Annotated in this window: 10 protein-coding genes; 6 read left to right on the top strand and 4 right to left on the bottom strand. The window is 38.4% G+C overall.

What is annotated here, in order from left to right:
* Positions 1–206 precede the first annotated feature (206 nt).
* Positions 207–8,324, bottom strand: coding sequence for a malectin domain-containing carbohydrate-binding protein (locus Q4534_RS00355; RefSeq protein WP_303611174.1), 8,118 nt, complete (start codon positions 8,322–8,324; stop codon positions 207–209).
* Between the two features lie 222 nt (positions 8,325–8,546).
* Here Q4534_RS00355 and Q4534_RS00350 point away from each other — a divergent pair, with 222 nt between their 5' ends.
* Both Q4534_RS00350 and Q4534_RS00345 read left to right on the top strand, forming a co-directional pair.
* Positions 8,547–9,767, top strand: a complete 1,221-nt coding sequence (locus Q4534_RS00350) for a multidrug effflux MFS transporter (RefSeq protein ID WP_303611173.1) — start codon at positions 8,547–8,549, stop codon at positions 9,765–9,767.
* A gap of 81 nt (positions 9,768–9,848) precedes the next feature.
* Positions 9,849–11,468 carry an ABC-F family ATP-binding cassette domain-containing protein gene (locus Q4534_RS00345; protein ID WP_303611172.1) on the top strand — a complete coding sequence of 540 codons (1,620 nt, stop codon included), beginning with the start codon at positions 9,849–9,851 and terminating at the stop codon, positions 11,466–11,468.
* A 66-nt stretch (positions 11,469–11,534) separates the two neighbouring features.
* On the opposite strand, the gene Q4534_RS00340 is transcribed toward Q4534_RS00345, so the two are convergent.
* The 3 genes from Q4534_RS00340 to Q4534_RS00330 all read right to left on the bottom strand — a co-directional run bounded on the left by Q4534_RS00340 (position 11,535) and on the right by Q4534_RS00330 (position 15,480).
* The gene (locus Q4534_RS00340; RefSeq protein WP_303611171.1) at positions 11,535–12,944 is read right to left on the bottom strand and encodes a Gfo/Idh/MocA family protein; all 1,410 of its coding nucleotides are present in this window, start codon (positions 12,942–12,944) and stop codon (positions 11,535–11,537) included.
* Positions 12,945–13,000: 56 nt separating this feature from the next.
* The gene (locus Q4534_RS00335; RefSeq protein WP_303611170.1) at positions 13,001–14,107 is read right to left on the bottom strand and encodes an acyltransferase family protein; all 1,107 of its coding nucleotides are present in this window, start codon (positions 14,105–14,107) and stop codon (positions 13,001–13,003) included.
* Positions 14,108–14,385: 278 nt separating this feature from the next.
* Positions 14,386–15,480: an SGNH/GDSL hydrolase family protein gene (locus tag Q4534_RS00330; RefSeq protein WP_303611169.1), complete on the bottom strand. Its 1,095-nt coding sequence runs from the start codon at positions 15,478–15,480 to the stop codon at positions 14,386–14,388.
* Between the two features lie 93 nt (positions 15,481–15,573).
* On the opposite strand from Q4534_RS00330, the gene Q4534_RS00325 reads away from it, so the two are divergent.
* The 4 genes from Q4534_RS00325 to Q4534_RS00310 all read left to right on the top strand — a co-directional run bounded on the left by Q4534_RS00325 (position 15,574) and on the right by Q4534_RS00310 (position 23,511).
* Positions 15,574–16,962: a sulfatase-like hydrolase/transferase gene (locus Q4534_RS00325; protein WP_303611168.1), complete on the top strand. Its 1,389-nt coding sequence runs from the start codon at positions 15,574–15,576 to the stop codon at positions 16,960–16,962.
* A 295-nt stretch (positions 16,963–17,257) separates the two neighbouring features.
* Positions 17,258–19,093, top strand: coding sequence for a glutamine--fructose-6-phosphate transaminase (isomerizing) (gene glmS, locus Q4534_RS00320; protein ID WP_303611167.1), 1,836 nt, complete (start codon positions 17,258–17,260; stop codon positions 19,091–19,093).
* A 27-nt stretch (positions 19,094–19,120) separates the two neighbouring features.
* Complete coding sequence (locus tag Q4534_RS00315) at positions 19,121–21,331, top strand: DUF4954 family protein (RefSeq protein ID WP_303611166.1); 2,211 nt, start codon at positions 19,121–19,123, stop codon at positions 21,329–21,331.
* 212 nt (positions 21,332–21,543) lie between these two features.
* Entirely contained in the window at positions 21,544–23,511 is a 1,968-nt protein-coding gene (locus Q4534_RS00310) for a hypothetical protein (protein ID WP_303611165.1), read from the top strand.
* Positions 23,512–23,519: the final 8 nt, after the last annotated feature.

Below are 23,519 nucleotides of genomic sequence, written 5' to 3'. Positions count from 1 at the left end.
AGCCTTATTTACATATGATTCTGTTTGGCTCAACATTCCATTTTTGATTTCCTGATCCCTAATCATGAAACCTTTTCCGGTTCTCTACCTAATTATTTCAACTGTATGATGTTTTCTCCACCCCCTCTAAAAAAAAGAAAGGCCTGGTGGGATACCAGACCTTTCGGGGTAGTTGATTATTTTAAAAAGTGGATTATAAATTCATTTTAGCGATTGATAATTAACCTCAATTGATCAATCACACCTTCTTTTCCAAGAACTCTCACCATATACACACCTTGTTCAAGCCTATTCAATGGAAGGGTGTATTCATGAGTATTATCGCTACTTACATTGAAATTCATTACTTGTCGTCCTTTCAAATCATAAATATTGATCCATACAGCTGAATAAGTTTCAGGTAACCTGATAAATGCTTCATATTTTGCCGGATTAGGATAAATTATGGATTTTGACAAAGTATTATTTTGCATTTCATCATTGCTTTCCTCCTCATCGGTATCCTGAGAGGATGCTTCAGAAGTCATGATTCTTTGGTTAATTCCACCTTCACCATCTTTAGGCTCTACACGCTCTAGAATAATTCCTGAAACGCTAGCATTATTAGCAGAGGCGATGAAAGCCAAATTAATTTCCCCATCAGTGACTACGATATCCTCGAAAATCAATTCCGTTTCCTCGTAGTTGCTTTCCAGGTAAAGGTCAAAATCATCTCTAACCAAACTGTCTTCAATCATGATATCAAAAACGCGTTGTCCCGGTTGACCGGAAGGGCCACCCTGTCCAAACCAAAGTTCATTATGGAAGGTTCTGACCCTATAAGTACCATTGTCTACAGGTACAGAATAGGTTAAACTTTTTCCATACCTATCAGTCTGGAACATTTCTACATTACTAGAAGCTGAATTACTGTAAGTTTTGGTACTATTGTACAGTTCAGGGAAGACATTGTCACCTAGGAATAATTTACCTTGATAGGATGTATTAACCGAAGAACCTGCATTCAATACCATAGACCATACCGGAGCTTCTTCCCAAATATTTATTTCTAAACTATCTTTATCCATTACGGCCATACTGTCCATTACTGTCAAAACAACATTATATGTGCCGGCTGAATCATACAAATGATCAGGATTTGCCAATTCGCTAGATCCTCCGTCACCAAAGTTCCAATTGTATATTAAATCCCCTGTACCTGTAGAGGATGACCCATTGAAAGAAATTTCAAATGGAGCTGATCCTTCCACGGCAGAAGAGTTAATGATAGCAACAGGTGGTAAATTTACTGAGGTTACTTCCTCAATTACAAAGCCATTAATTGTCGCATTATTTTTACTCGCTTGAAGCTTGATATTTAATTCACCGTCCCTCACTTCTATATTTTCAAAGACAAGTTCAGTAGGAGCATTTCCGGACTCAACAAACAAGTCGAAATTGTTTTTAACCACTTCTCCTTCTATACTGATGGTATATACCCTCTGCCCTGCTTCTGAATCCGGACCGGATTTTCCAAACCACAATTCGTTATGGTATGTCTTAATGGTGTAGATACCATTTTCTAATGGCGTAGTGATGGTAAAGTTTTTACCCGACCTTTCTGTCAAGAACAATTCAGGATCTCCTGCACCAAAGTTATTCCAGGTAGCAGCATTTGTAAAAGTAACTCCAGATTCGGATTCACCTTCAAAGTCAGTACCCATATAGCTTGTAGGCAAGTTGGTTCCTGCATTTACACTCAATGAATAAGCCGGAACAGTGATATTCTCTCCAACAATGATTTCTACCTCATCCGTAGCAATGTTTCCATTCTCATCCGTTACCTTAAGGCTTACCTCATAGCTTCCATTTTCCGTAAAGGTATATATCGGCTGAAGTTCATTGGAGATGGAATCATTTCCAAAGTTCCATTCATACGTCAGATCACCCGTTCCGGTAGAGTTTCCGGCATTAAATGTTACTTCTAAAGGAGCTGAACCGGCCATTGTACTGGCTTCTGCTAAAGCTTCAGGATAGGTAATCACATCCTGCTGAGCCATTATTGAAAATCCGGATAAGTTAGCATTGTTAATCACTGCCACCATTTGGATATTTAGTGTATCATCTTCAACCACTATATTTTCATGGGTCAACTCAAGTGGTTGGTATTCATTCTCAAGATACAAGTCAAAGTTTTCTCTAACTAACTCACCTTCAATATATATATTGTACACCCTTTGATTAGCTGTACCAGCAGGGCCGTCTTTACCAAACCACAATTCATTATGGTAAGTTTTGACTGTAAATACTCCATTTTGTACAGGAACTGAATAGGTAAAGTTTTTACCCCAGCGTTCTGTTAAAAACAATGGAGGATTGCCTGCTGCATTATTGCTAAGTGTTCTGGATTCAGAATAGCTTACACCGGCATTATTTTCACCCAAAAATGATTCGGTATTGTAATCAACCGTAATATCACTTCCTGCATTAATGTTTAATACAAATTCTGATGGTGCTATCCCATTGACAGCAATAGAGTCGATCGCTACATCTCCAAAAGCACTTGAAACAGTCAACTTAACATTGTATTCTCCCGGCTCTTCAAAAATATGCGTAGGGTTTTGCTCAGAAGAGGTATTTCCATCCCCAAAATCCCAAGCAAAAGTAAAGTCCTGGGGTCTTGAAATTTCATTTTCAAAACCCACTTCCAAAGGCACAATTCCACCAACCGTAGAGGATGCAATATTGGCAATAGGTATGGCTCCAATTTCACCTTTATTAACTATAGAGATTCCGGCAATTGAGGCATTGTTAACCTTTGCAACAAGGTTCAAATCCAATATACCATCCGTTATCTGAATGTCTTCAAAAATCAAGGCAATCGGTTGGTTGCCATTTTCCACAAACAGGTCAAAATTAGGTTTTACCAAATCATCTTCCAAGATGATGTCATAAACACGCCTTCCCGGCTCATTGGGCCCTCCATTTGGCATACCAAACCAGGTTTCAGTATGGTAAGTAGTCACCGTGTAAACACCATTTGGCACCTCAATTTGATAGGCAATATTGGAGGCATACCTTTCTGATTTATACAATTCGCTGCCAGATACATTTTCATTTCTGTATACTGCCCCGCCATTATGGATAGATGGCAGGTTAACATCTCCTTGGTAAGTGTTTCCTTCTAATTCTACATTAGCAGTAGATCCGGTATTATAAAACAAAGAGACTTCTTCAAAATTACCATCTGCAACGATTGGTACAATTACTTCTTCATCATTCCTTAGGGTAATCACTAAATTAGCTGAACCTGAAAGACTTTCCCCAATAAAATCAAGTGTCAAATTATAAGTATCACCTGCTTTTAACAATACTTCACTGAGAAGTTCCCCTGCAGTGACTTCGAAATCTTCCGCACTTTCTCCGGTCAGGCCAATAGATTTAATGTATAAACCAGTTTGACCATTGGCTAGGGATATAGAAATTTCCTCAGGCTTACCTTTTTTGACCAGTATAGATTCGGGCAAAATCAATTCACTTTCTACCAAATAATTGGTATTTGGATCATCAAAGCCAAAGTATTCCATGTTCCCAATATTACCTCCTCCTTTTCGAGGGGAACCGGCTACCACATACAATCCCTTACCTGAGACGATACCTTGTGTACCATGGCGGCCAAAATTAAGGGTATCAAGTGTTTCCCAAGTTTGTGTCAAAGGATCAAACATTTCTGTTGTAGAAAGTGCCAATGGGTTTGTTGCAACTTCTCCTCCGGCCACGATCAATTTACCTAGGTAATTGTTAACTACTGCTGCAGCTCTTGGAGTAGGCAAATCCAAACTGTCCGGTAAAGTACTCCAGGTTTGGGAATTAAAATCATATACATCTACTTCCGGTAATACTGGAGCAAAGGTTCCTTCCGGTCCTCCGGATTGTCTCCCGGACACAGCATACAATTTATTTCCTATGGTAGCAGCAAAGAAATGATCTCTGGCCCTTGGTGCATCATCTAATACCGTCCATTCTCCTGTTTCAGGATCATAGCTGTCGAAGTAATTTACATAACCTCCATCATGTCCATCGGTATTACCCCCTACTATGTAGAATTTACCTCTATATTCTACCAAACCTGCAGATCCTCTCCTCCTATTTTCAGGAATTTCGGGTCCTTCTATCCATATCTCGTTCACCGGATCAAACATCCAAATATTTGATGCAGGTGTTTCATTTGGAAAGTCATTGGTATCAAAAGCACCGATCACCCAAATAAGTCCTTGATAATATACTGCCTGAAAATGATTGAAACTGTATGGATTAATATCTGTTAACGAACGCCAAGAATCATTTTCAATATCGTAGATATCAATGGTAGTAGAACTTTCTCTACCTCCCATTAAGTAAAACTCATGTCCTGCCTGTACAAAGCTACCTTCATGCCTTGGGTGGTAAGAGCGGTTCTCATTTTTTTCATGCCAGGTTTGACTCGTCAATTCTGGACTAATGGTCCAATTAAAGTTAAATGAAACTGCATCAGAATGAATTTCATCTTCATCATCGATGGTAACTGTGATCCTATACGGACTATTGGCCAAAGCTCCTTCCTCGATTGTACCATAAATCGTCCCATTGGTGGGTTCCAGGTAAATTCCCGGAGGTAATCCGGTGGCAGAATAGCTTAAGTTTCCATTTCCACCAGAGGCTTGTACATACATACTTCCGTCGGTCTCATGTCCCACGAAATTGATTTGATCTTCCACTTTGGTGAAAGTAATTGGTGTTTGTATAGGTTTTCCGAGGATTTCAATACCATTGAAAAGCGGGTTTTCCTTTTGTTTATCAAATTTGATATTCAATTCCCCATCTGTAACGTTTACTTGGTACTGTTGCATTCCCCCTACCTGATGACCAAACCTTTCAATTAAATCAATAGAGGTTTCAACTACTTCTCCTTCTATACTTATTCCATAATATCTCTTGCCTAATGCTGATGTTCCAATGTATCCATTACCCAAATAGAGGTTTACGGCATATTGGCCATCAGGAAGGGGAATAGAATATTCCATACTGGCATCTGTGGTATAGCGTTCAGTATTAAATATTTGAACATATTCTTGGTCTGTAATATAGCTAGGTATGGATTCATGCCTGTTTTCCAAAGGAAAAACGTTATTACCACTTTTACTGCTTGTTGCTTCAAAGAGCGAAGTATTGACGGGGCCTTGGACAGAATTTTCTACCCAAGACGGACTTCCATCCGTAGTATTGATAAGCTCTCCTCCTCCATTTATTCTTAACAAGACGGTGAAATCTTGTTCTACCATTACTTCAAATGTTTGCTCTATATGATAACCATTTTGGTCGGTTGCCCTGACTGTAATTAATGAAGTAACTTCATCTAAAGGAATATCAACTGAAAGTATTTTATCGTTAACACTTGCTCCAACAACTGGATTGGTGTTTTCTGACACAGTAAAAGTCAAATTATTTTCTCCATCATTATCCCCAAAATATTCTGTAAGATCAATGACCACATCATCATCCCCCAACAATCGGTTGATATCTTGTAATTCGCGTATGTTATATGGTTTTTCACCAACCACACGCATAAAGTTCCAGACACCTATAAAACTTTTGGTTGTATCATTTGACGTACCGTATATGCCAAATGCCAAAGGTTGGTTAATGTCCTGAATGGCAGTAAGGATCGCACCCGATGCTTGAATGGTCCCAAGTGGCACCATTTCTTGATTGCTGTATTTATAAAATGGCTTCACTGTTCCGTTTACCGGATCTACATCAAAAGAAAGTTCTATAAGCGTATTAGCACTAGGTCTTTCATTTTCTGGAATAGGCAAAAACAAGGGATTGGTATCTTCAACATCATTCACCTCTTGAGCGGCGAGCACCCCATCTTCATTAAAAACAAGCTTTATAAAATTACTTTGCGTGCCATCTCCTATTTGGATTCCTACCTCACCATCACCATCAAAATCATACAGTTGTCCCGGAGAAGATAAGCCAATAACCCCTGAGGTCAAGACATAATTTCCGGTCTCACTTCCTACATTAACCCCCAACTGAAAGCCTTTTTCTTGGGTATTAGCCAAGCCATTGGCAGTTCCGCCGGTCATGGAAACCTGAATCGCTCCTGCAGTACCTCCATAAATGTCAGGAGGACCCGGGCTATCATTGCCTTTGTCCAGCCAATCCAACCAGTTAGGGTTTGGATCTCCATTGTTCATTAAGCCGGTAAGTCCAAGGCCTAAATAGCCAAACTCATCACCTGAAGCATCCGATTGATTGGTAAACAATTGGTTTTCAAGCGGTAAATCACTTGAATACCCTATTTGAAATGCATCTAAATGATCCAATATTCCGTCTCCATCGTCATCATCATCATTTAGGTTAGATATTAAGTCTTTGTCATAATCATCAGGAGCAGATCCTCCTGAACAATAATCGGTTCCATTGTCAATTTCGTCCTGATTGGTATACCCATCATGATCATAATCAGCCAATGGATCAAATTCCGGATCATCTTCAGCAATACAAAAAATATCATCGGCCGGAGTCAAGACCATTATCCTATTATCAAAGGTTGCTGCCCATATGGTTCCAGGATAGGAAGTACTGTCTCCATTTGTGGTAATCCCCAAGGCATTGCCACCATTTAGGTTCCATTTATTAAATTCAGCTTCTTTTAATGTTCCATCTTCATTGAGATGAATCAAATGTAATATTCCTCCATTCTTGCCCACAATTAAGGAACCCTTTAGTGCTCCATCAAAGTTGCTCGCAGTATATTCATCAATCCCATTGGAATTGTTGGGTACCACTGTGAGAATATCTGGCTGAGGACCATTTGAGTTGGGCAGAGTTGGCGAAATAAAATCAGCTTCAACACCATTCGCTAAAGCCAATGGCACCGGAGGCCAGTTGGCAGGTAGGGTATTGGCTGCATATTCTTCAAATCCGGGCTGTCCGGGTGCAATAGGTTCTAATATTTGTGTTCTAAACTTATCCGTCGGTGTAACAGGGGGTGTGATATTGGTGAAATCCTCGTCATCACCAACAAATTTTGTATATAGCCCTGCACCTCCCGGTGAAAATGGAAATGCGCTGCCAGCTTGGTAAGGCTGCCCGGGATTCGCCCTAATAGGCGTAGGGTGCCCACCATAATAAGTACCGGGTGTATAATTTTCCAGATCATTTGTAATCATTAATAAGTGATCTTGGTTGTCTACAAATTCTCCTGAAGAAGTTGGGTTTAAAGGACTGGCACCGGGTTCTAAGGGATCATAGGCATTGGTAACCAAAGAGGAATCACCTTCATTTTCAGGCATTCCACCCCAGTTAATATTGGCTCCGTTGTCCGTTAAGTAAACCCTTTTGCTCTCTGTTACTACAAGGTCGTAGGTATTCCTATATCCGGGGGAAAATATTTGCACAGGTCCATCCAAGGTCACCATCCCCATATTTAGCCCATCATTTCCTCCAAAAGGATCATTGACATCAATACCGTCGTAGCCAGGATCATTAGGGTCATATATTCCATTAACATTTTCCCTAGTCGGGTCATCTAAAGTAGGAACATCATATTTATAAGCTCTTCCTGAATGATTATCATACTTTGTAGGAAGAGCTTCCAATGCATCCAAATCAATTTTTAACACCACTCCTGCCAAAGCATATTCAGATATATAAGTAAAGTTTTTGGATGGGGCACCTGCATTGGTAAAACCTCCATTACTTATTAACAAATAAGGCTTCCCTCCTATGGTGGTATACTCTATTCCGTTAATAGCGTGATTTTCCTCTGAACGGGCCAGACCACGCACCAAATCAATTACTTCCCATTCAGTTCCTGTCCAACTCAACTTCGTAATCATGCCGGAATTGGTATCCAACATGGTATCTCCACTGGGACCTCCCCATTTTGGATCACTTGAAGTAGCGTAAATCACAGGGTTTTCTTCCGTACCTGTTACGGTTATACCTGTAATTTGGCGCCCATACCTATTATCAAATGCCAAGAAACCATGGTCATCATAATTAGGAATTTCTTTCACGCCTAATAAAACTTCTTCTCCAACCACATCGTATTGGTTGGGACCTTCCTTTGAAATCGTATAAATTTTGATTTCGCCTTTTAATTGAGCTACGTAAAGTCTTTCATCTGGACCAAATTCTAATGAAGTTCCCAATTTGATTTCCTCAAATTCATTAAAATTTAATGCCGTTTGATTAAAGCTTATCGTTTGACTAAACAACACTCCTGAACTACCTAAACCAATCAAAAGTACGATAAAAAACAATTTGACCGGAATATTTACCCGCTTTTCCATTTTAAATAAAATTAAATATCATTAAACTGCTTAAAAAGAAAAATATAAAAATTTTCAACTGTTTATTTGATACAATATTAAACATTTAAGTTAAACAAATCAAGTTTGAAAAGCATTTTAAATTATTTAAAATGCATTTTTGATGCTTTATTTATTTTAATTGTCTTGATTTGTCCAAAGAAGGTCAATTAAGTATTTTAATGGTTACTTTTGTACGTATCTATGAAGCAACAAAAGAGCTATTTTATATTGGTCTTAATTCTTGGTGCCCTAAGCACAATAAGCCCATTCTCTGTAGACATGTACTTGCCTGCCTTTCCAGCCATAGCCAAAAGTTTATCCACAAGTATATCTAAGGTTCAATTGTCTTTGACGAGTTACTTGATAGGGATTGCCATAGGGCAATTATTTTATGGTCCTCTATTGGATAAATTTGGAAGGAAAAAACCTTTATATATAGGCCTTTGGATTTATGTTGCTGCCTCTATTGGCTGTTCATTTACAGGATCTGTAGAATCCCTAATATTTATGCGCTTTATGCAAGCTGTTGGAGGATGTGTAGGTATGGTGGCAGCACAAGCCCTAGTTAGGGATATTTTTCCGGTAAATAAAATTGCCCAGGCTTTTGCTTTGCTCACATTGGTCATTGCTGTTTCTCCAATGATTGCCCCTACCTTAGGTGGTTATATTACGGCCCATTTTCATTGGCATTGGTTATTTATAATTTTAGCTATAATCTGTTCTCTTATAATTTTTGCTTGTAAATGGCAGCTTCCGGATGGAGCTGCTCCTGATAATAGCCTTTCACTAAAACCCAAGGCTGTCGCTATTAAATACATCGAAGTATTAAAAAATAAAAAATACCTTACTTATATATTGGTAGGAGGAATTGCCGGTGCTGCACCTTTTGCATATATCGCAGGCTCCTCAGATGTATTTATAAATATATATGGTTTGTCAGTCACTGAATACGGTTGGTTATTTGCTTTTTTATCCGTGGCAATGATTGGGGCCACCCAATTAAATCATATTCTATTAAATTATTTTAGCAATAGGAATATTGTGGTTACAGCATTATGTTATCAGCTAGTAATTGGCTTTGTTATGATATTAGGCGTGTGGACCAATGCTTTGAATGTTTATTTCCTTATAGGATTAATGTTTATATTTTTAACGGGTCACGGTTTAAGTGTACCGAATTCTGCAGCCATATCTCTGGCTCCATTCGATAAAAATGCAGGAAGCGCAGCTGCCATGATGGGCTTTATGCGAATGGCTATGGGTGGCATAATTTCCGCATTGGTGAGCTTATTCCATAATGGCACTGCCATCCCAATGGTTTTCTTAATGGCCTCCTGTATACTGATAGCAGGTTTGATATTGCTTTACTACCTCTATTCTACCGGAGAATTAAGATTGATGCTTAAAAGAAAAGATCAATAGAGGGCAAATTGCCATATAATAGGTGATACTCGAATAATTTTTTAACTTTGCACTTTCTTAATATAACGCTAGGCAAATAGAATGATTTCAGTAGATAATTTATCCCTAAAATTCGGCAAAAGAACCCTGTTCGAAGAAGTTAATTTAAAGTTTACCCCAGGAAACTGTTTTGGCGTTATCGGAGCCAATGGTGCTGGTAAGTCAACTTTTTTAAAGATTCTTACAGGAGAAATGGATAGTACTACGGGTAATGTAAATATTACTCCCGGCCAAAGAATGGCAGTATTGTCCCAAGATCACTTTGCCTTTCAGGATGAAGAGGTACTTAGGACAGTTATAATGGGTCATAAGCATCTTTTTAATATCATGAATGAAAAGGATGAAATCTATATGAAGGAGGACTTTAGTGAAGCTGATGGAATCAAGGCAGCTGAACTAGAAGCTGAATTCGCTGAAATGGACGGTTGGAATGCCGAAAGTGATGCTGCAGCTCTCCTATCAGGACTTGGAGTTACAGAAAGTTTACATGGAAAACTGATGAAAGACCTTTCAGGTGACCAAAAGGTTAGGGTTTTATTGGCCCAAGCACTATTTGGAAATCCTGACATCCTTATTCTCGATGAGCCTACCAATGACTTGGATGCAGAAACCATAGGTTGGTTAGAAGACTTTCTTGTAAATTTTAAAAACCTTGTTATCGTAGTTTCTCACGATAGGCATTTCTTGGATGTGGTGGCTACCCATATCGTGGATATTGATTTTGGTAAGATCAATATTTATTCCGGAAACTATACTTTCTGGTATGAGTCATCTCAACTTGCTGCCAAACAAAAAGCGGATCAAAACAAAAAGGCTGAGGACAAACGTAAAGAGTTACAATCCTTTATTGAGCGATTTTCTGCCAACGTTGCAAAATCAAAGCAGGCGACCGCAAGAAAGAAGATGTTGGAAAAACTTAATGTGGATGAAATTAAGCCTTCCACAAGGAAATATCCGGGTATAATTTTTAAACCTGAGCGTGAAGCAGGGGACCAAATCCTCCTTTCTGAAGAGCTTGAGCTAAAAAATGATGGCACCACCTACTTTACCGACCTTAACTTAATGGTAGATAAAGGTGATAAAATTGCCTTCCTTTCTAGAACCAAGCAAGCGGTAACAAAATTTTTCCAAACAATAATGGGAGAAATCCCTGTTCAGTCCGGAAGTTTTAAGTGGGGGGTAACCATCAATAAAGCCTATATGCCCAATGACAATTCTTCTTATTTTGAATCTGATCTAAAATTAATTGACTGGCTCAGTCAATATTCAGAAAATCAAGAAGAAGCTTATGTTCGGACATTCTTAGGAAGAATGCTTTTTACAGGTGAAGAATCCTTTAAAAAGGCATCGGTTCTTTCAGGAGGTGAAAAAGTAAGGTGTATGTTGTCAAGAATGATGCTTCAAAACCCAAATTTATTGGTTTTAGATGAACCTACTAATCACCTTGATTTGGAATCCATACACGCGCTTAACAATGCCATGATAGATTTTAATGGAACGGTATTGTTTAGCTCTTATGATCATGCCTTTGTGCAGTCAGTAGCCAATAGAATAATTGAATTTACTCCAACAGGTACCATTGATCGAAGAATGGATTATGAGTCTTATCTGGAAAGTGCGGATATTAAAGCCCTTAGGGACAAAATGTACAAGACTACTTGATAGTACCATAAGATAAAAAAAATATAAAAGCTGTGGAAATAATTTCCACAGCTTTTTTTATTATGATTAAACACTAACGCCGGTAGTACCGCCGCCTTTTAAAGTTAATTCTACAGGGGAATTTGTTTCCCATGAGCCTGCAGTAAAGTCAGGCACATCAATAGAATTGGACCTATTGGCTACCGACCATTCACTCAATGGTCCAATGGCACTCCACAAAGCTCCATCGTATACATCTTGGTCAAGAGGTAAACCATTTCTAATACAATCTATCATTCGCCAATCCATCATAAAGTCCATGCCACCATGTCCTCCAATTTGTTTGGCCATCTCACCAACTTTTTTAACAATTTCAGGAGTATATTTCTCCTCAAGAGCCTTCATTTCATCAGCTTTAAACCAGCCCTCATGTCCGGTAGAAATTCCCGGAACAGGGTATTTGCTTGCGGCACCTTTGGTACCACTGAGCAAGTGAATCCTAGAATAAGGACGAGGGGAACTCACATCATGTTGAATCATAATTGATTTTCCCTTTTTAGTTTTCACCATGGTGGTATTCATATTTCCTCTATAACTTTTTGTAGCAAAAGAGTTATAGAAATTATCTGTTTCAGCTAATTTTTGGGCATGGGCTTTCATTAAGAAATCATTGCTGGAAAGGGAGGTTAGATAATCCATTTGATCTCCCCTATTAATATTCATGGCCTGACATACAGGTCCCAACCCATGCGTAGGATACAGGTTACCATTCCTGAAATTCTCTTTTAAACGCCACATGTCTTCGTAGCCGGTTTTACTAAAATTCAATCCCAATAAGTCATGAATATAAGCCCCTTCTCCATGAAAAACATCGCCAAAGAAACCATCTCTAGCCATATTGAGCGTCATCAATTCAAAAAAGTCATAACAGCAATTCTCCATCATCATGCAATGCTTCTTTGTGCGCTCTGAAGTCTCTACTAACTGCCAACATTCTTCCAAGGTAACCGCAATAGGTACCTCACTGCAGGCGTGTTTTCCAGCCTCCATGGCATAAACAGCCATCGGAGTATGCCATTCCCAAGGGGTAGCAATATAAATCAAGTCCAGGTCATCCCTGTCCACCATTTTCTTCCAAGCATAAGCAGATCCGCTATAGGTTTCAGGCTTATGGGAAGTGCCTTCCAAGGATTTTACCACCTTGTCCACCATATCAGGTCTTAAGTCACAAAGGGCCTTAATTTCTACTCCTTCAATTTTGCTCAATCTGTTAACAGCACCCGGTCCCCTACTTCCTAAACCAACAATACCAACTCTCACCACTTCCAATTTAGGGGCAGCGTAACCTGACATATTGAACCTTTGGGCATGTTTTTTCTTGCTTTGGGCAAGCACTTGTTCCTGCTCTTCCAGCGACAATCCTTTAAATCCAGTTCCCACAACTCCTAATCCGGCAAGGCCGGAGAGCTTCAAAAACTCTCTCCTTTTATTACTCATAAGCACATTTATTTTTAGTTGATACCTTAAAATTATATTTAAATTCAAATTTTTTATCAGATTCTAAAAAACAATTTCTTTTTGTATAGAAAATAACACAAATACCACATTATGGCCAACGTGAAAATTCCATTCATCAGGGCCAGCACATTTTCCGGAAAGCCTAGAGGCGCAAAAAATCCGTAATTGAAAACATGAACCGCATCATAAAGCCAATTGTGTCCAAGTAAATTGGCAAATAAATAGATGAATATGGAATTCATGCCTACAACAATAAACATAAAAGGCCATTGATTGACTTTTTTCACATCAATAAGCCAAAAAAAGAATGCAAGTACAAGAATGGACCAACCTCCGGATGCAAGCACAAAAGAACTTGTACAGATTCTTTTGATAATTGGCGTAATTCCTGACCAATCCAGAGAATAACCTAGTACCAACCCTATCAGACCTGCCGATACCAAATATTTAATTTTTAAAGTATTGTCCCTGTTGCTTAACAAAATTTTCCCACACATTGCCCCCCAAAGTGTGTGAGCAGCTGTTGGCAAGCAATTGATGGCCACCCATCCCCCTCCGCTTAATTTACCCATCAAAATCAAATCAACAAAAGACCCAAAATTTTCTCCTTTTACAAAAGGGGCTGAGGGATCATATAATCTATACATCAATTCAGTGATAAGCAATAGTGCAAGAGAAACCGAAAGTTGGGTTTTTAAGGACTGGTTGATTAAAAAGTAAGTCAATAAAATGGTGAATGACAATTGGGTAAGTACATTCCATAACTCAAATACCAAGGCGCCGGAACGCAAACAGTGCAACCCGGTGCCAAAAAGAAAAAGCAAAAGACACCTTTTAAGGATATGCTGGGTCACTTTTCTTCTATCCCCTTTTTTTTCTAATCTCTTATTCAGAGAAAATGGCATGGCAACCCCCACTATAAACATAAAGAAGGGTTGAATTAGGTCCCAGAATCTTAAACCATTCCAAGGATGGTGGGTGAATTGGGTGAAAATTGTTTGCCAACCGCTAAGTTCAGGAAATAGCCCCTCAAAAGCGCCATACAACCTGGCTGACTCACCAACCAACAAAAACATGGTAATGCCTCTGTAGGCATCCAAGGAAACTAATCTTTTCTTATTGGCTTTCTGTATAGCGGTCATTTATAGTTAGGGGAACAGGTAGAGCTTGCTAATCCAAAATACTAATATCTCAAATATAAGTTATCAGGGTTCAGGTTCAAACAGAACATCCTATAAATTATATAATTGGTCAAAGTTAAATATTAAAATTTTTCACTTTGTTTGCCCTTTAATCGAAAATTAGTTAATAAATAAAGTTATTAAAATAGAATAAAACCTTTGTCTAGATTGTCCTTTTAAACTTGTTATGGGATTAATGTAACGCTAGCCGTAAAACTACAAGCTTCGCTTGGTCGGTTTCAGTCTAGAATTTCATTAACAATAGAATAATATCCTCTGGCATGTTGATCCATTCCCAAATCAGTTGGATGTGTTCCATCAACAGTTCCATCCATGCTAAGTCCAAGTTCATCTTTTTCAAGGTAATAGAGCTCTTCAATTCCTTCAGCAAGTAAAAGCTTATAGGCATTTTTGGATAAAATATTTCTGGATTGATAGGCCGCCTTTCTTTCATCATTTACCCATTCGTCTGTATATCCAGCATGTTCTACCATTAAAATTGGGGTACCCGGTTTCTTTTCTTTCAAAGTACGTACAGCCGCTATTATCCTTTTGGTCACCTCTTCCTCAGTAAAGGTATTTCTGACCAAGTTGGGTAAACAGTCAAGAACATATAGGCTACTATTTATTGAGGCCATGTATTCAATAAGTGGGGTTTCTAACAAACCATTTCCTGAAAACCCCAAATTGATCAAGGGCTTATTTATCATACGCTCCAATATGGCTGTCCATGCCATACCGGGTCTGGAAGCACATCCGCCTTGGGCAATCGAAGTTCCATATACCACTACCGGACGTTCCTCTTTTGATGGACTAATAAAACTAAACTCTGATTTTTTATCTATCCCTATTTCAAGAAAGGTTACCTCATTGTACAAGGGAAGGTAAAGATCAAAATCTTTGGATGTGATTTTGTCTTTCTTAAGCGGAAAGGTGTATTGAATGGTATCACCAAAAGAATAACTTCCTTTTACCCACACCCAATTTTTTTGATCGTGGATATAAAGATCCAGTCCACTAACTCCTGTAGCCGGCATATGAGGCATGGACTGTCTTGCTGAAACAACATACTTTACTTTTATTTCCTCTGCATTGGTATTAAACTTTAATTTTACCCCTGCTGCATGTCGAGATAAATTCCAAACGGCTTTTCGAACTTTGTTTTCGGCATCATCAGGTAGTCTATGGTAATCCAAGCCGGACCAACCTTGACCGTGTACAACATTAGCTTCAGGTGATTTCAGTGGATTTATCCACCTTAAATCTTCCTGAGCTTGCAACATTGAGAAATGACAAAATATAAAGGCCAATGCCAAAATCATTCTTAGCTTCATTTTAATAAAATTTAAGAAATTATTTTTTAGGAAAGTTTAAGCAACTAATTTAGAAAAATTAAGAAGATAAAAACCTAAATAATTCAATTAACTGTGAACCGAATTTTATATTCTAGCCTAATTTTAGGGCTTTTTCTATGTCAGTCAACACTGGCCCAACAAAAAAACACCTCCAAAAAACCAAATGTAATTGTAATCCTTACAGATGATCAAGGGTACAAAGATCTTGGTAGTTTTGGAGCCAAAGACCTGGTTACAACAAATATTGACAGATTGGCTGAGGAGGGTGTAAAGTTCACTCAGTTTTATGCAGCAGCACCGGTTTGTTCTCCCTCTAGGGCAGCACTCATGACAGGCAAGTATAATTTTAATGCCGGTCTCTTCGGTAATGTTTCTCCCCCACATTCAGACCCTGAAGGAAAGTCCGGCCTACCCACTGAGGAGATTACCATGGCGGAGATGTTCAAATCAAATGGCTACCGAACAGGCTTAATTGGCAAATGGCATTTGGGCCATACCCCTGAAAAATTACCTAATGGGCAAGGTTTTGATTATTTCTTTGGTCATCAAAGAGGCTGTATAGATAATTTTTCTCATTTCTTTTATTGGCATGGACCAAACCTTCATGACTTGTACAGAAACGAGACAGAAATTTACAGACCGGGAGAGTTTTTCGGTGACCTAATGGTACAAGAGATGAAGCAATTTATTAGTGAAAAATCATCTCAACCTTTTTTCACCTATTGGGCCATCAATATGCCCCATTACCCTTATCAGGGAGATCCAAAATGGCTTGACTATTATGCTGATTTAGAAAGTCCACGTAAGGAATATGCAGCTTTTGTATCTACAATTGATGAAATGGTAGGAGAAATTTACCATCACCTCAAGGCAATAGGTGAACTGGAGAATACCATCATTGTTTACCAATCAGACCATGGATATAGTGTTGAGGAACGTGCTTTTTTTGGAGGGGGTGATGCAGGGGCTTTAAATGGCGCAAAATTCAGCATGCTTGAAGGAGGAATAAGGGTTCCGGCCATTATCAGATACCCTTCCCTACTGCCAACAGATGAAGCCCGACACCATTGGGCCAATAGTATAGACTGGATGCCTACACTAGCAGAATTGACTGATATTAAAATTCCGGCAAGCCAAAAAATTGATGGAAAAAGCCTGCTTCCTTTAATTCTAGATGCCAAAGTACCAAGTCCTCACGAGACCATGTTTTGGGGTACCGGAGATCCCGAAAACAAAAAGCATGCTTGGGCAGTCCGTAAAGGCCCTTGGAAATTGTTAGGAAATCCAACTGATCCCACAGGAAAGCTGACCTTTACCGAAGGTGACAGGCTCTATTTAACCAATATGGAAATGGATTCCACAGAACACAAAAATCTTAGTCAACAATTTCCCCATAAAATGGAAGAGTTGTCTAAAATGTATGAAAACTGGATTAATATTATTAAAAACGAAAAAAAGTAAGGAAAATATTTAATATTTTTTCATTAAATAGTTTTTCCATTCAACGAGTATAAGGGTAAATAAAGCTACATTATACCTCCATTTTATAAAATTAACAGACATATATAAGTAGTTCCATAAATTTTTCACAAACATGGGAGAGAAAATTAAATTGAAAGGATAACTTTTCCTCACTTTATAATTTTCTCTCCTAAATGGATCAAAATTGAATATTGTAAATCATCATTTTTATTCATTAATTTTCGAGATAACAATATTTAAACTTTTTTTCGAAACAATATTCTGATATTTTATTATGTGTGGAATAGTAGCATACATTGGATCCAGAGAAGCCTATCCAATAATTTTAAAAGGACTTCAAAGACTTGAATACAGGGGATACGACAGCGCCGGTGTCGCTTTATTAGACAAAGAACTGGCTGTCTACAAAAAAATGGGCAAAGTAGCAGAGTTGGAATCTTCATTAATAGGCACCAATCTGCATGCACAATCAGGCATTGGTCACACCCGTTGGGCGACACATGGTGAGCCTTCAGACAGAAATGCCCACCCTCATCGTTCATCATCCGGGAAATTGGCCATGGTACACAATGGTATCATTGAAAACTTTGCCCCTATAAAAAAGGAATTATTACAGAAGGGATATGTTTTTGAAAGTGATACAGATACTGAAGTATTGCTTCATTTCATCGACGATATTTATCAAAACGATGCTAATAGTCTTGAAGAGGCTGTCCGGATAGCCCTTAAAAGAATTGTTGGTGCTTACGTAATTATATTGTTGGATCAGGACCAACCTGATACACTTATTGCTGCGAGAAAAGGAAGTCCTCTCGTGATTGGGATAGGTAAAAATGAACATTTTTTAGCTTCTGATGCCTCCCCAATCATAGAATACACCAAAGAGGTAGTGTATATCAATGACTATGAGATGGCCATTGTTAAACCCGATGAATTAATCTTAAAAAACCCGGGTAATGAGCGGATAACTCCTTTTATCACCAAACTTGATATGGAGTTGGCAGCCATTGAAAAAGGAGGTTATGAACATTTTATGTTGAAAGAGATCTTTGAACAACCCACAGCCGTATTTGATTGTCTTCGGGGAAGGTTGGATGCAAAGAAAGGAACCATCACCATGGGAGGCATTGACCAACATCTTGACTTGTTGCGTGAAGCCAAACGGATAATCATTGTAGGATGTGGCACCTCATGGCACGCTGGTTTATTGGCTGAATATGTATTAGAAGAACTTTGCAGGATCCCTGTAGAAGTAGAATATGCTTCAGAATTTAGGTATAGAAATCCGGTAATTAACCCCGGAGATGTGATCATTGCTGTATCCCAAAGTGGTGAAACAGCAGATACCCTGGTGGCATTAGAAAATGCCAAGAGCAAGGGAGCCTTTATTTTTGGAGTGGTTAATGTGGTTGGTTCAAGTATAGCCAGGTTATCCCAGGCCGGTGCCTATACACATGCCGGCCCGGAAATTGGTGTTGCCTCTACCAAAGCCTTTACTGCCCAACTTACTGTTCTTTATATGATTGCCATCAAGCTTGGTTATTCAAAAGGGACTTTATCCAAAGAGAGGTACCAGCATTTGATAAATGAATTGGCTTTGGTTCCAGATAAAATTCAGGATGCTTTAAAAGAAGCAACTTCCATTGAAAACTTAGCCAAGAAATACCAAAATGCACGAGATTTTCTATTTTTAGGTAGGGGTTATAATTTCCCAATTGCCTTGGAAGGCGCTCTTAAATTAAAAGAAATAAGCTATATTCATGCGGAAGGTTATCCTGCAGCTGAAATGAAACATGGACCAATAGCCCTAGTAGAGGAGACTTTACCAGTAGTGTTTGTGGCTACAAGAGATATTTACCATGAAAAATTAGTTAGCAACGCAAGGGAAATTAAAGCTAGAAAAGGCCAGGTTTTGGCGGTGATAACAGAAAATGACGATTTGTTTGAGGAAATTGCAGATGATACCATTTCTGTTCCGGCAGCAGATGAATTGATCGCACCTTTAATAAGTGTGGTCCCCTTACAGTTATTGGCCTATTATACAGGGCTAGCCAAAGGACTGGATGTAGACAAACCTAGAAACTTAGCAAAATCTGTTACTGTGGAATAGAATTTTTTAAAAACAGCTAATTGAAAAATGAATAAAATAACACGCCATCCCATATCAGCTTTAGGTTACCAATTCATAGACCCAAAATACCTTCCCGATGGGGCCGATGAATATTACCTCCGGAACAAGCAAAACAGGACTAAAACTCAATTTCGTAACCTCAATGCAAATGAAATAGAACAACTTGTTCGAAATCAAAACCAAGCCGATGATTGGAATAAAATTATGGTTTCTGACGCATTCAATCCTGAATTGGTCAAAAACTGCAAATTCTTTGGACTGATTAGGATTGGGAAATTGGAACCCTTTTTCTTGGAATACCATAACCTAAGAATGCCTGTAGGGCTATACAATAGTCATATCATAAGTTGTGATATAGGAGACAATGTAATCATTGATAATGTTAGTTACCTCTCCCATTATATCATAGGTAATGAGGCCATTCTGGTTAATGTCAATGAGATGTCTACTACGAGCCATGCAAAATTTGGCAATGGTATTGTAAAAGAAGGTGAGAACGAGGACGTGAGAATTTGGCTGGAACTTTGTAATGAAAATGGAGGCCGGAAGGTAGCTCCATTTAGTGGCATGCTTCCCGGAGATGCTTGGCTTTGGTCAAGAAACAGAACGGATGCAAAATTTCAGTCCAGACTTCTTGAATTTACCCAAAATGCATTTGATGTAAAGCGTGGCTATTATGGCAAAGTGGGAGATCGATGTATCATAAAAAACACCTTAATTATCAAGGATGTATGGTTCGGTTCGGATGCGTATATAAAAGGTGCCAATAAACTTAAAAATTTAAGCATCCACTCTACACCTGATGCAAGTACCCAAATTGGTGAAGGCTGTGAACTTGTCAATGGGATTGTGAGTGAAGGTTGTACTGTTTTTTATGGAGTAAAAGCTGTGCGATTTTTTATGGCAGCCCAAACACAGCTTAAATATGGGGCACGATTAATAAATAGTTATTTGGGTTCAAATGCTACAATTTCATGTTGTGAAGTTTTAAATTCCTTGATTTTCCCCTCCCATGAACAGCACCATAACAACTCGTTTTTGTGTGCAGCATTGGTACAAGGCCAAAGCAATATGGCAGCAGGGGCCACCGTAGGTTCCAATCACAATTCCAGAGGTGCAGACGGTGAAATCATTGCCGGAAGAGGTTTTTGGCCGGGGCTCTGTGTGAGTCTGAAACATAATTCACGCTTGGCCACATTTACCATTGTTGCCAAAGGAGACTACCCTGCAGAATTAGATATCCCCATTCCCTTTTCATTGCTAAGCAATGATGTTACACATGATGAGTTGGTGGTAATGCCGGCCTATTGGTTTCAATACAACCTTTATGCATTGTCTAGGAATGCATGGAAATATGAAGCCAGAGACAAAAGGATAGAAAAGTTTCAAAGATTAGAATTTGATTTCCTAGCTCCTGACAGCATGATGGAAGTGCTTAATTCCATTGCTATTTTAGAGGAAATTTGTGGGACAGCTTATTATCGGGAATTTTCTTCGGAGAAGAATGCAACTATTCCATCCGTGCAAGAAAAAGGAAAAGAACTACTTAACTCAAATGATCCTGTTTTACAAGAATTAACCTTTTTTGCTTCAGGCTGGGAAAACAGCAAAAGAAAAATACGAGTTATCAAATTGACCGAAGCTTACTTGCGCTTCAAACAGGTCATTAACTATTACCCAATTTACTGCTTGACAAAATACTATGCTGACACAGATTTAAGGGATGCTAGTTTGATAGAAAAATTGACCTCAGAGCTTTCCCAACCGGAAATATGGGTTAATCTTGGTGGTCAATTGGTACCAAAATCAAGTATGGATCAATTGATTACAGATGTAAAATACGATAAAATCAACTCTTGGCAAGAATTACACATGTGCTATAAAAAGCTTGGAAACGAATATGAAGAGGCAAAAACCAAGCATGCCTTCGCCATTTCATTTGCTGCCCAAAACTTAAATCCGGTTGAATTTACCAAAGAGAAGTTAATTCAAATGTTGGAACAAGCGAAATCTTTCCGGCAATGGATGTCAGATAGCATATACATCAGTAGAAAGAAAGATTATGACAATCCATTTAGAAACATGGTTTATGCCGATAAAAATGAAAGGGACCAGGTTTTAGGCGCCTTGGAAGACAATGGCTTTATCCAGTCAGAAAAGAAAGAAAGTAAGAAATTCATGGCGCAAATAGATCATTTCCTGACAGGCCTACAATAGTTCTTATTTGCTATTGACCTTCCTTTTGGAGCAAAGGATGGAAAAGCTTTACTTCCAGCGTTCATTCTATTTTTCCTATAAAATGACACACAGGTGTTACTGCCTACCGACAATAAAATCCTTATGCATTGAATGCATAAGGATTTTTTATTTCCCCAATAAATTTCTTAAATTAAATAGCAATATAAATCTGGTCTAAAACCATTGAAATTATGATAGGTAAAGCTCTTATTCGGGTGATTTTTATGGCAATTTCATGGTTAATGGTTACCTATCCAATTTATGCTGAACCTTGTCCCGATTTAGATCCAAACCCTTCCCTCACCAGCAGCTATCTGGAAATCAAATCACCTGAGGGCAATCAAAAGATACCCTTTGCAGAAATAATGGTTTTCCCTGAGGGAAAAGAACGCATTTACTGCCTTTTACCTGACCTTTTGACTACTCAAAAGAACCCTATCATCGAATGGAATGAACTGGTACTTAAAAAAGGCTTAAATTCCAATGAGCAATGGCAAGGAGGAGTAGACAGAGCAACCTTCCACCCTACCCCATGCTTTCCCCAACTGAAAACCGCACATTTTGCCAAAGGCATCTCATCCGAAGATTTCAACTATACGGTACAAGGAAATAAAGTTACCTTGCAAGGCAGCATTTCATTTGCAGCTTTGGAAGGGATAAGCATTCAATTGCACCTTAATATAATCGAACAGATAATACCCATACCAAAAATAAATAATTTACAAGGAAAACTATATGGACCAGCGGGAGAGTTGGAGGTTATTTCAGGAGAAGTAAGCTTCAAAAAAAACGATGATCTGCTAAGAGGATCAGGACTGGCCTCATCCTCCAATGGAAATCAAGGTTTTGAATTTTCAATTCCAAACTACAACGGGCAGGCGGGAACATTTTTTGTTAACGAAGGAAGTGAAAAACACCCTTTATATTCCGCCTATCTCATTGAAGGCGAACCTAATCAATCACTAAAAATTTTAAAATATGAAATACTTGCTGAGGATTTAGATTTTAAATCATTTTTTGATCCATCCCCTTATAATGTTGATTCTTTAGATTTCAATGAACAGCTTTTAAGAGCTGAATTATCCAGCTCTTCCATCGCCTTGGACCCAAAGCCCGCTCCTGTGCTTGTCCCCCTTTCCAGACCTACTTATCAAGAAGATCAACCCAATTTGATTGCCTTGCATGCAAGCATTGATAATGACCTAATTAAACCTGAAACTTGGCAGGAAGAATTAACAATAAAATTAAATTCCTTTCCAATCTATAAATATGAAGTCAAACAGGTTATATCCGAGGATGAAAAAAACAAGTTCATTGTATCCAATGATATTGCCACTGGATCTGGAAAAATGAAAAGCAGTGTCTCCCTTACTTTAGAACAAGTAAAAGAAATGAACAACGGCTTTAGTAATATTTTTGAATCATTTGATAATGGCCATGATACATTGCAATTAAAAGAATCAATTTTAATGCTCTTTTCTAAAAATAACTTGTCAACTTCCGCATCCAAGGAGGATAATTTTGAAGATTTTTTGGTGACGACTGTTTCTGAGTTTAGAAAACAAGAAGAAAAGGCATTGAAAACACCCGAGAATGCTTTCAGTAATCTTGCTTCAAACAATAGCGAAGATTCATCCTATTTGTTGTGGTTAGATGCGAATAATCATTTTCCCACAAAAAGAGTATTTGAATATGAGGATACTAAAATTCAAATTCAATACGGTGACAGCATTACCTTAATAGCCGAAAACCCGATACAAGGTGAACAAACTTATTCCCTTGCCGGTAATCCGGGATTATTAGACATCTTACAATTTCATGGAGCATTGAGGTCACTCCCTCTCACTCAAGGGTTGAAAGTTAACTTGGGATTTTTTGACCTTTCTGTCCAAAGCCAAATTCTTACCATAAACAATAAGCCTATAGAACGAAAATTGATAGTTCCTGAGGTTATTCAGGCTTCAATAATTGTTGAAGAAGAAATAATGGTAAAAAATAAACACGCATTTAAAATATATGTTAAATTTGAAGGATTGAATAACAATCTTTTTGTAGAAAGCCTACAAAATGAAAGTTTTGGTTATTACTACCTCAGTAAATCATGGCCACATCATCTCATAAAAGCCACTTACCAAGAAGGAATAATTTTAGAACAATAGATAAACAC

The organism is Cyclobacterium sp. 1_MG-2023 (assembly GCF_030546805.1).
GTDB lineage: Bacteria > Bacteroidota > Bacteroidia > Cytophagales > Cyclobacteriaceae > Cyclobacterium.
Note: the sequence above shows the minus strand (reverse complement) of the source record. Positions and strands in the feature narration are given on the sequence as shown.

Coding starts and splice junctions, on each gene's coding strand:
- Q4534_RS00330 (WP_303611169.1), bottom strand. CDS start 15,480: ATGAAGCTAAGAATGATTTTGGCATTGGCCTTTATATTTTGTCATTTC.
- glmS (WP_303611167.1), top strand. CDS start 17,258: ATGTGTGGAATAGTAGCATACATTGGATCCAGAGAAGCCTATCCAATA.
- Q4534_RS00335 (WP_303611170.1), bottom strand. CDS start 14,107: ATGACCGCTATACAGAAAGCCAATAAGAAAAGATTAGTTTCCTTGGAT.
- Q4534_RS00340 (WP_303611171.1), bottom strand. CDS start 12,944: ATGAGTAATAAAAGGAGAGAGTTTTTGAAGCTCTCCGGCCTTGCCGGA.
- Q4534_RS00355 (WP_303611174.1), bottom strand. CDS start 8,324: ATGGAAAAGCGGGTAAATATTCCGGTCAAATTGTTTTTTATCGTACTT.
- Q4534_RS00310 (WP_303611165.1), top strand. CDS start 21,544: ATGATAGGTAAAGCTCTTATTCGGGTGATTTTTATGGCAATTTCATGG.
- Q4534_RS00345 (WP_303611172.1), top strand. CDS start 9,849: ATGATTTCAGTAGATAATTTATCCCTAAAATTCGGCAAAAGAACCCTG.
- Q4534_RS00315 (WP_303611166.1), top strand. CDS start 19,121: ATGAATAAAATAACACGCCATCCCATATCAGCTTTAGGTTACCAATTC.
- Q4534_RS00350 (WP_303611173.1), top strand. CDS start 8,547: ATGAAGCAACAAAAGAGCTATTTTATATTGGTCTTAATTCTTGGTGCC.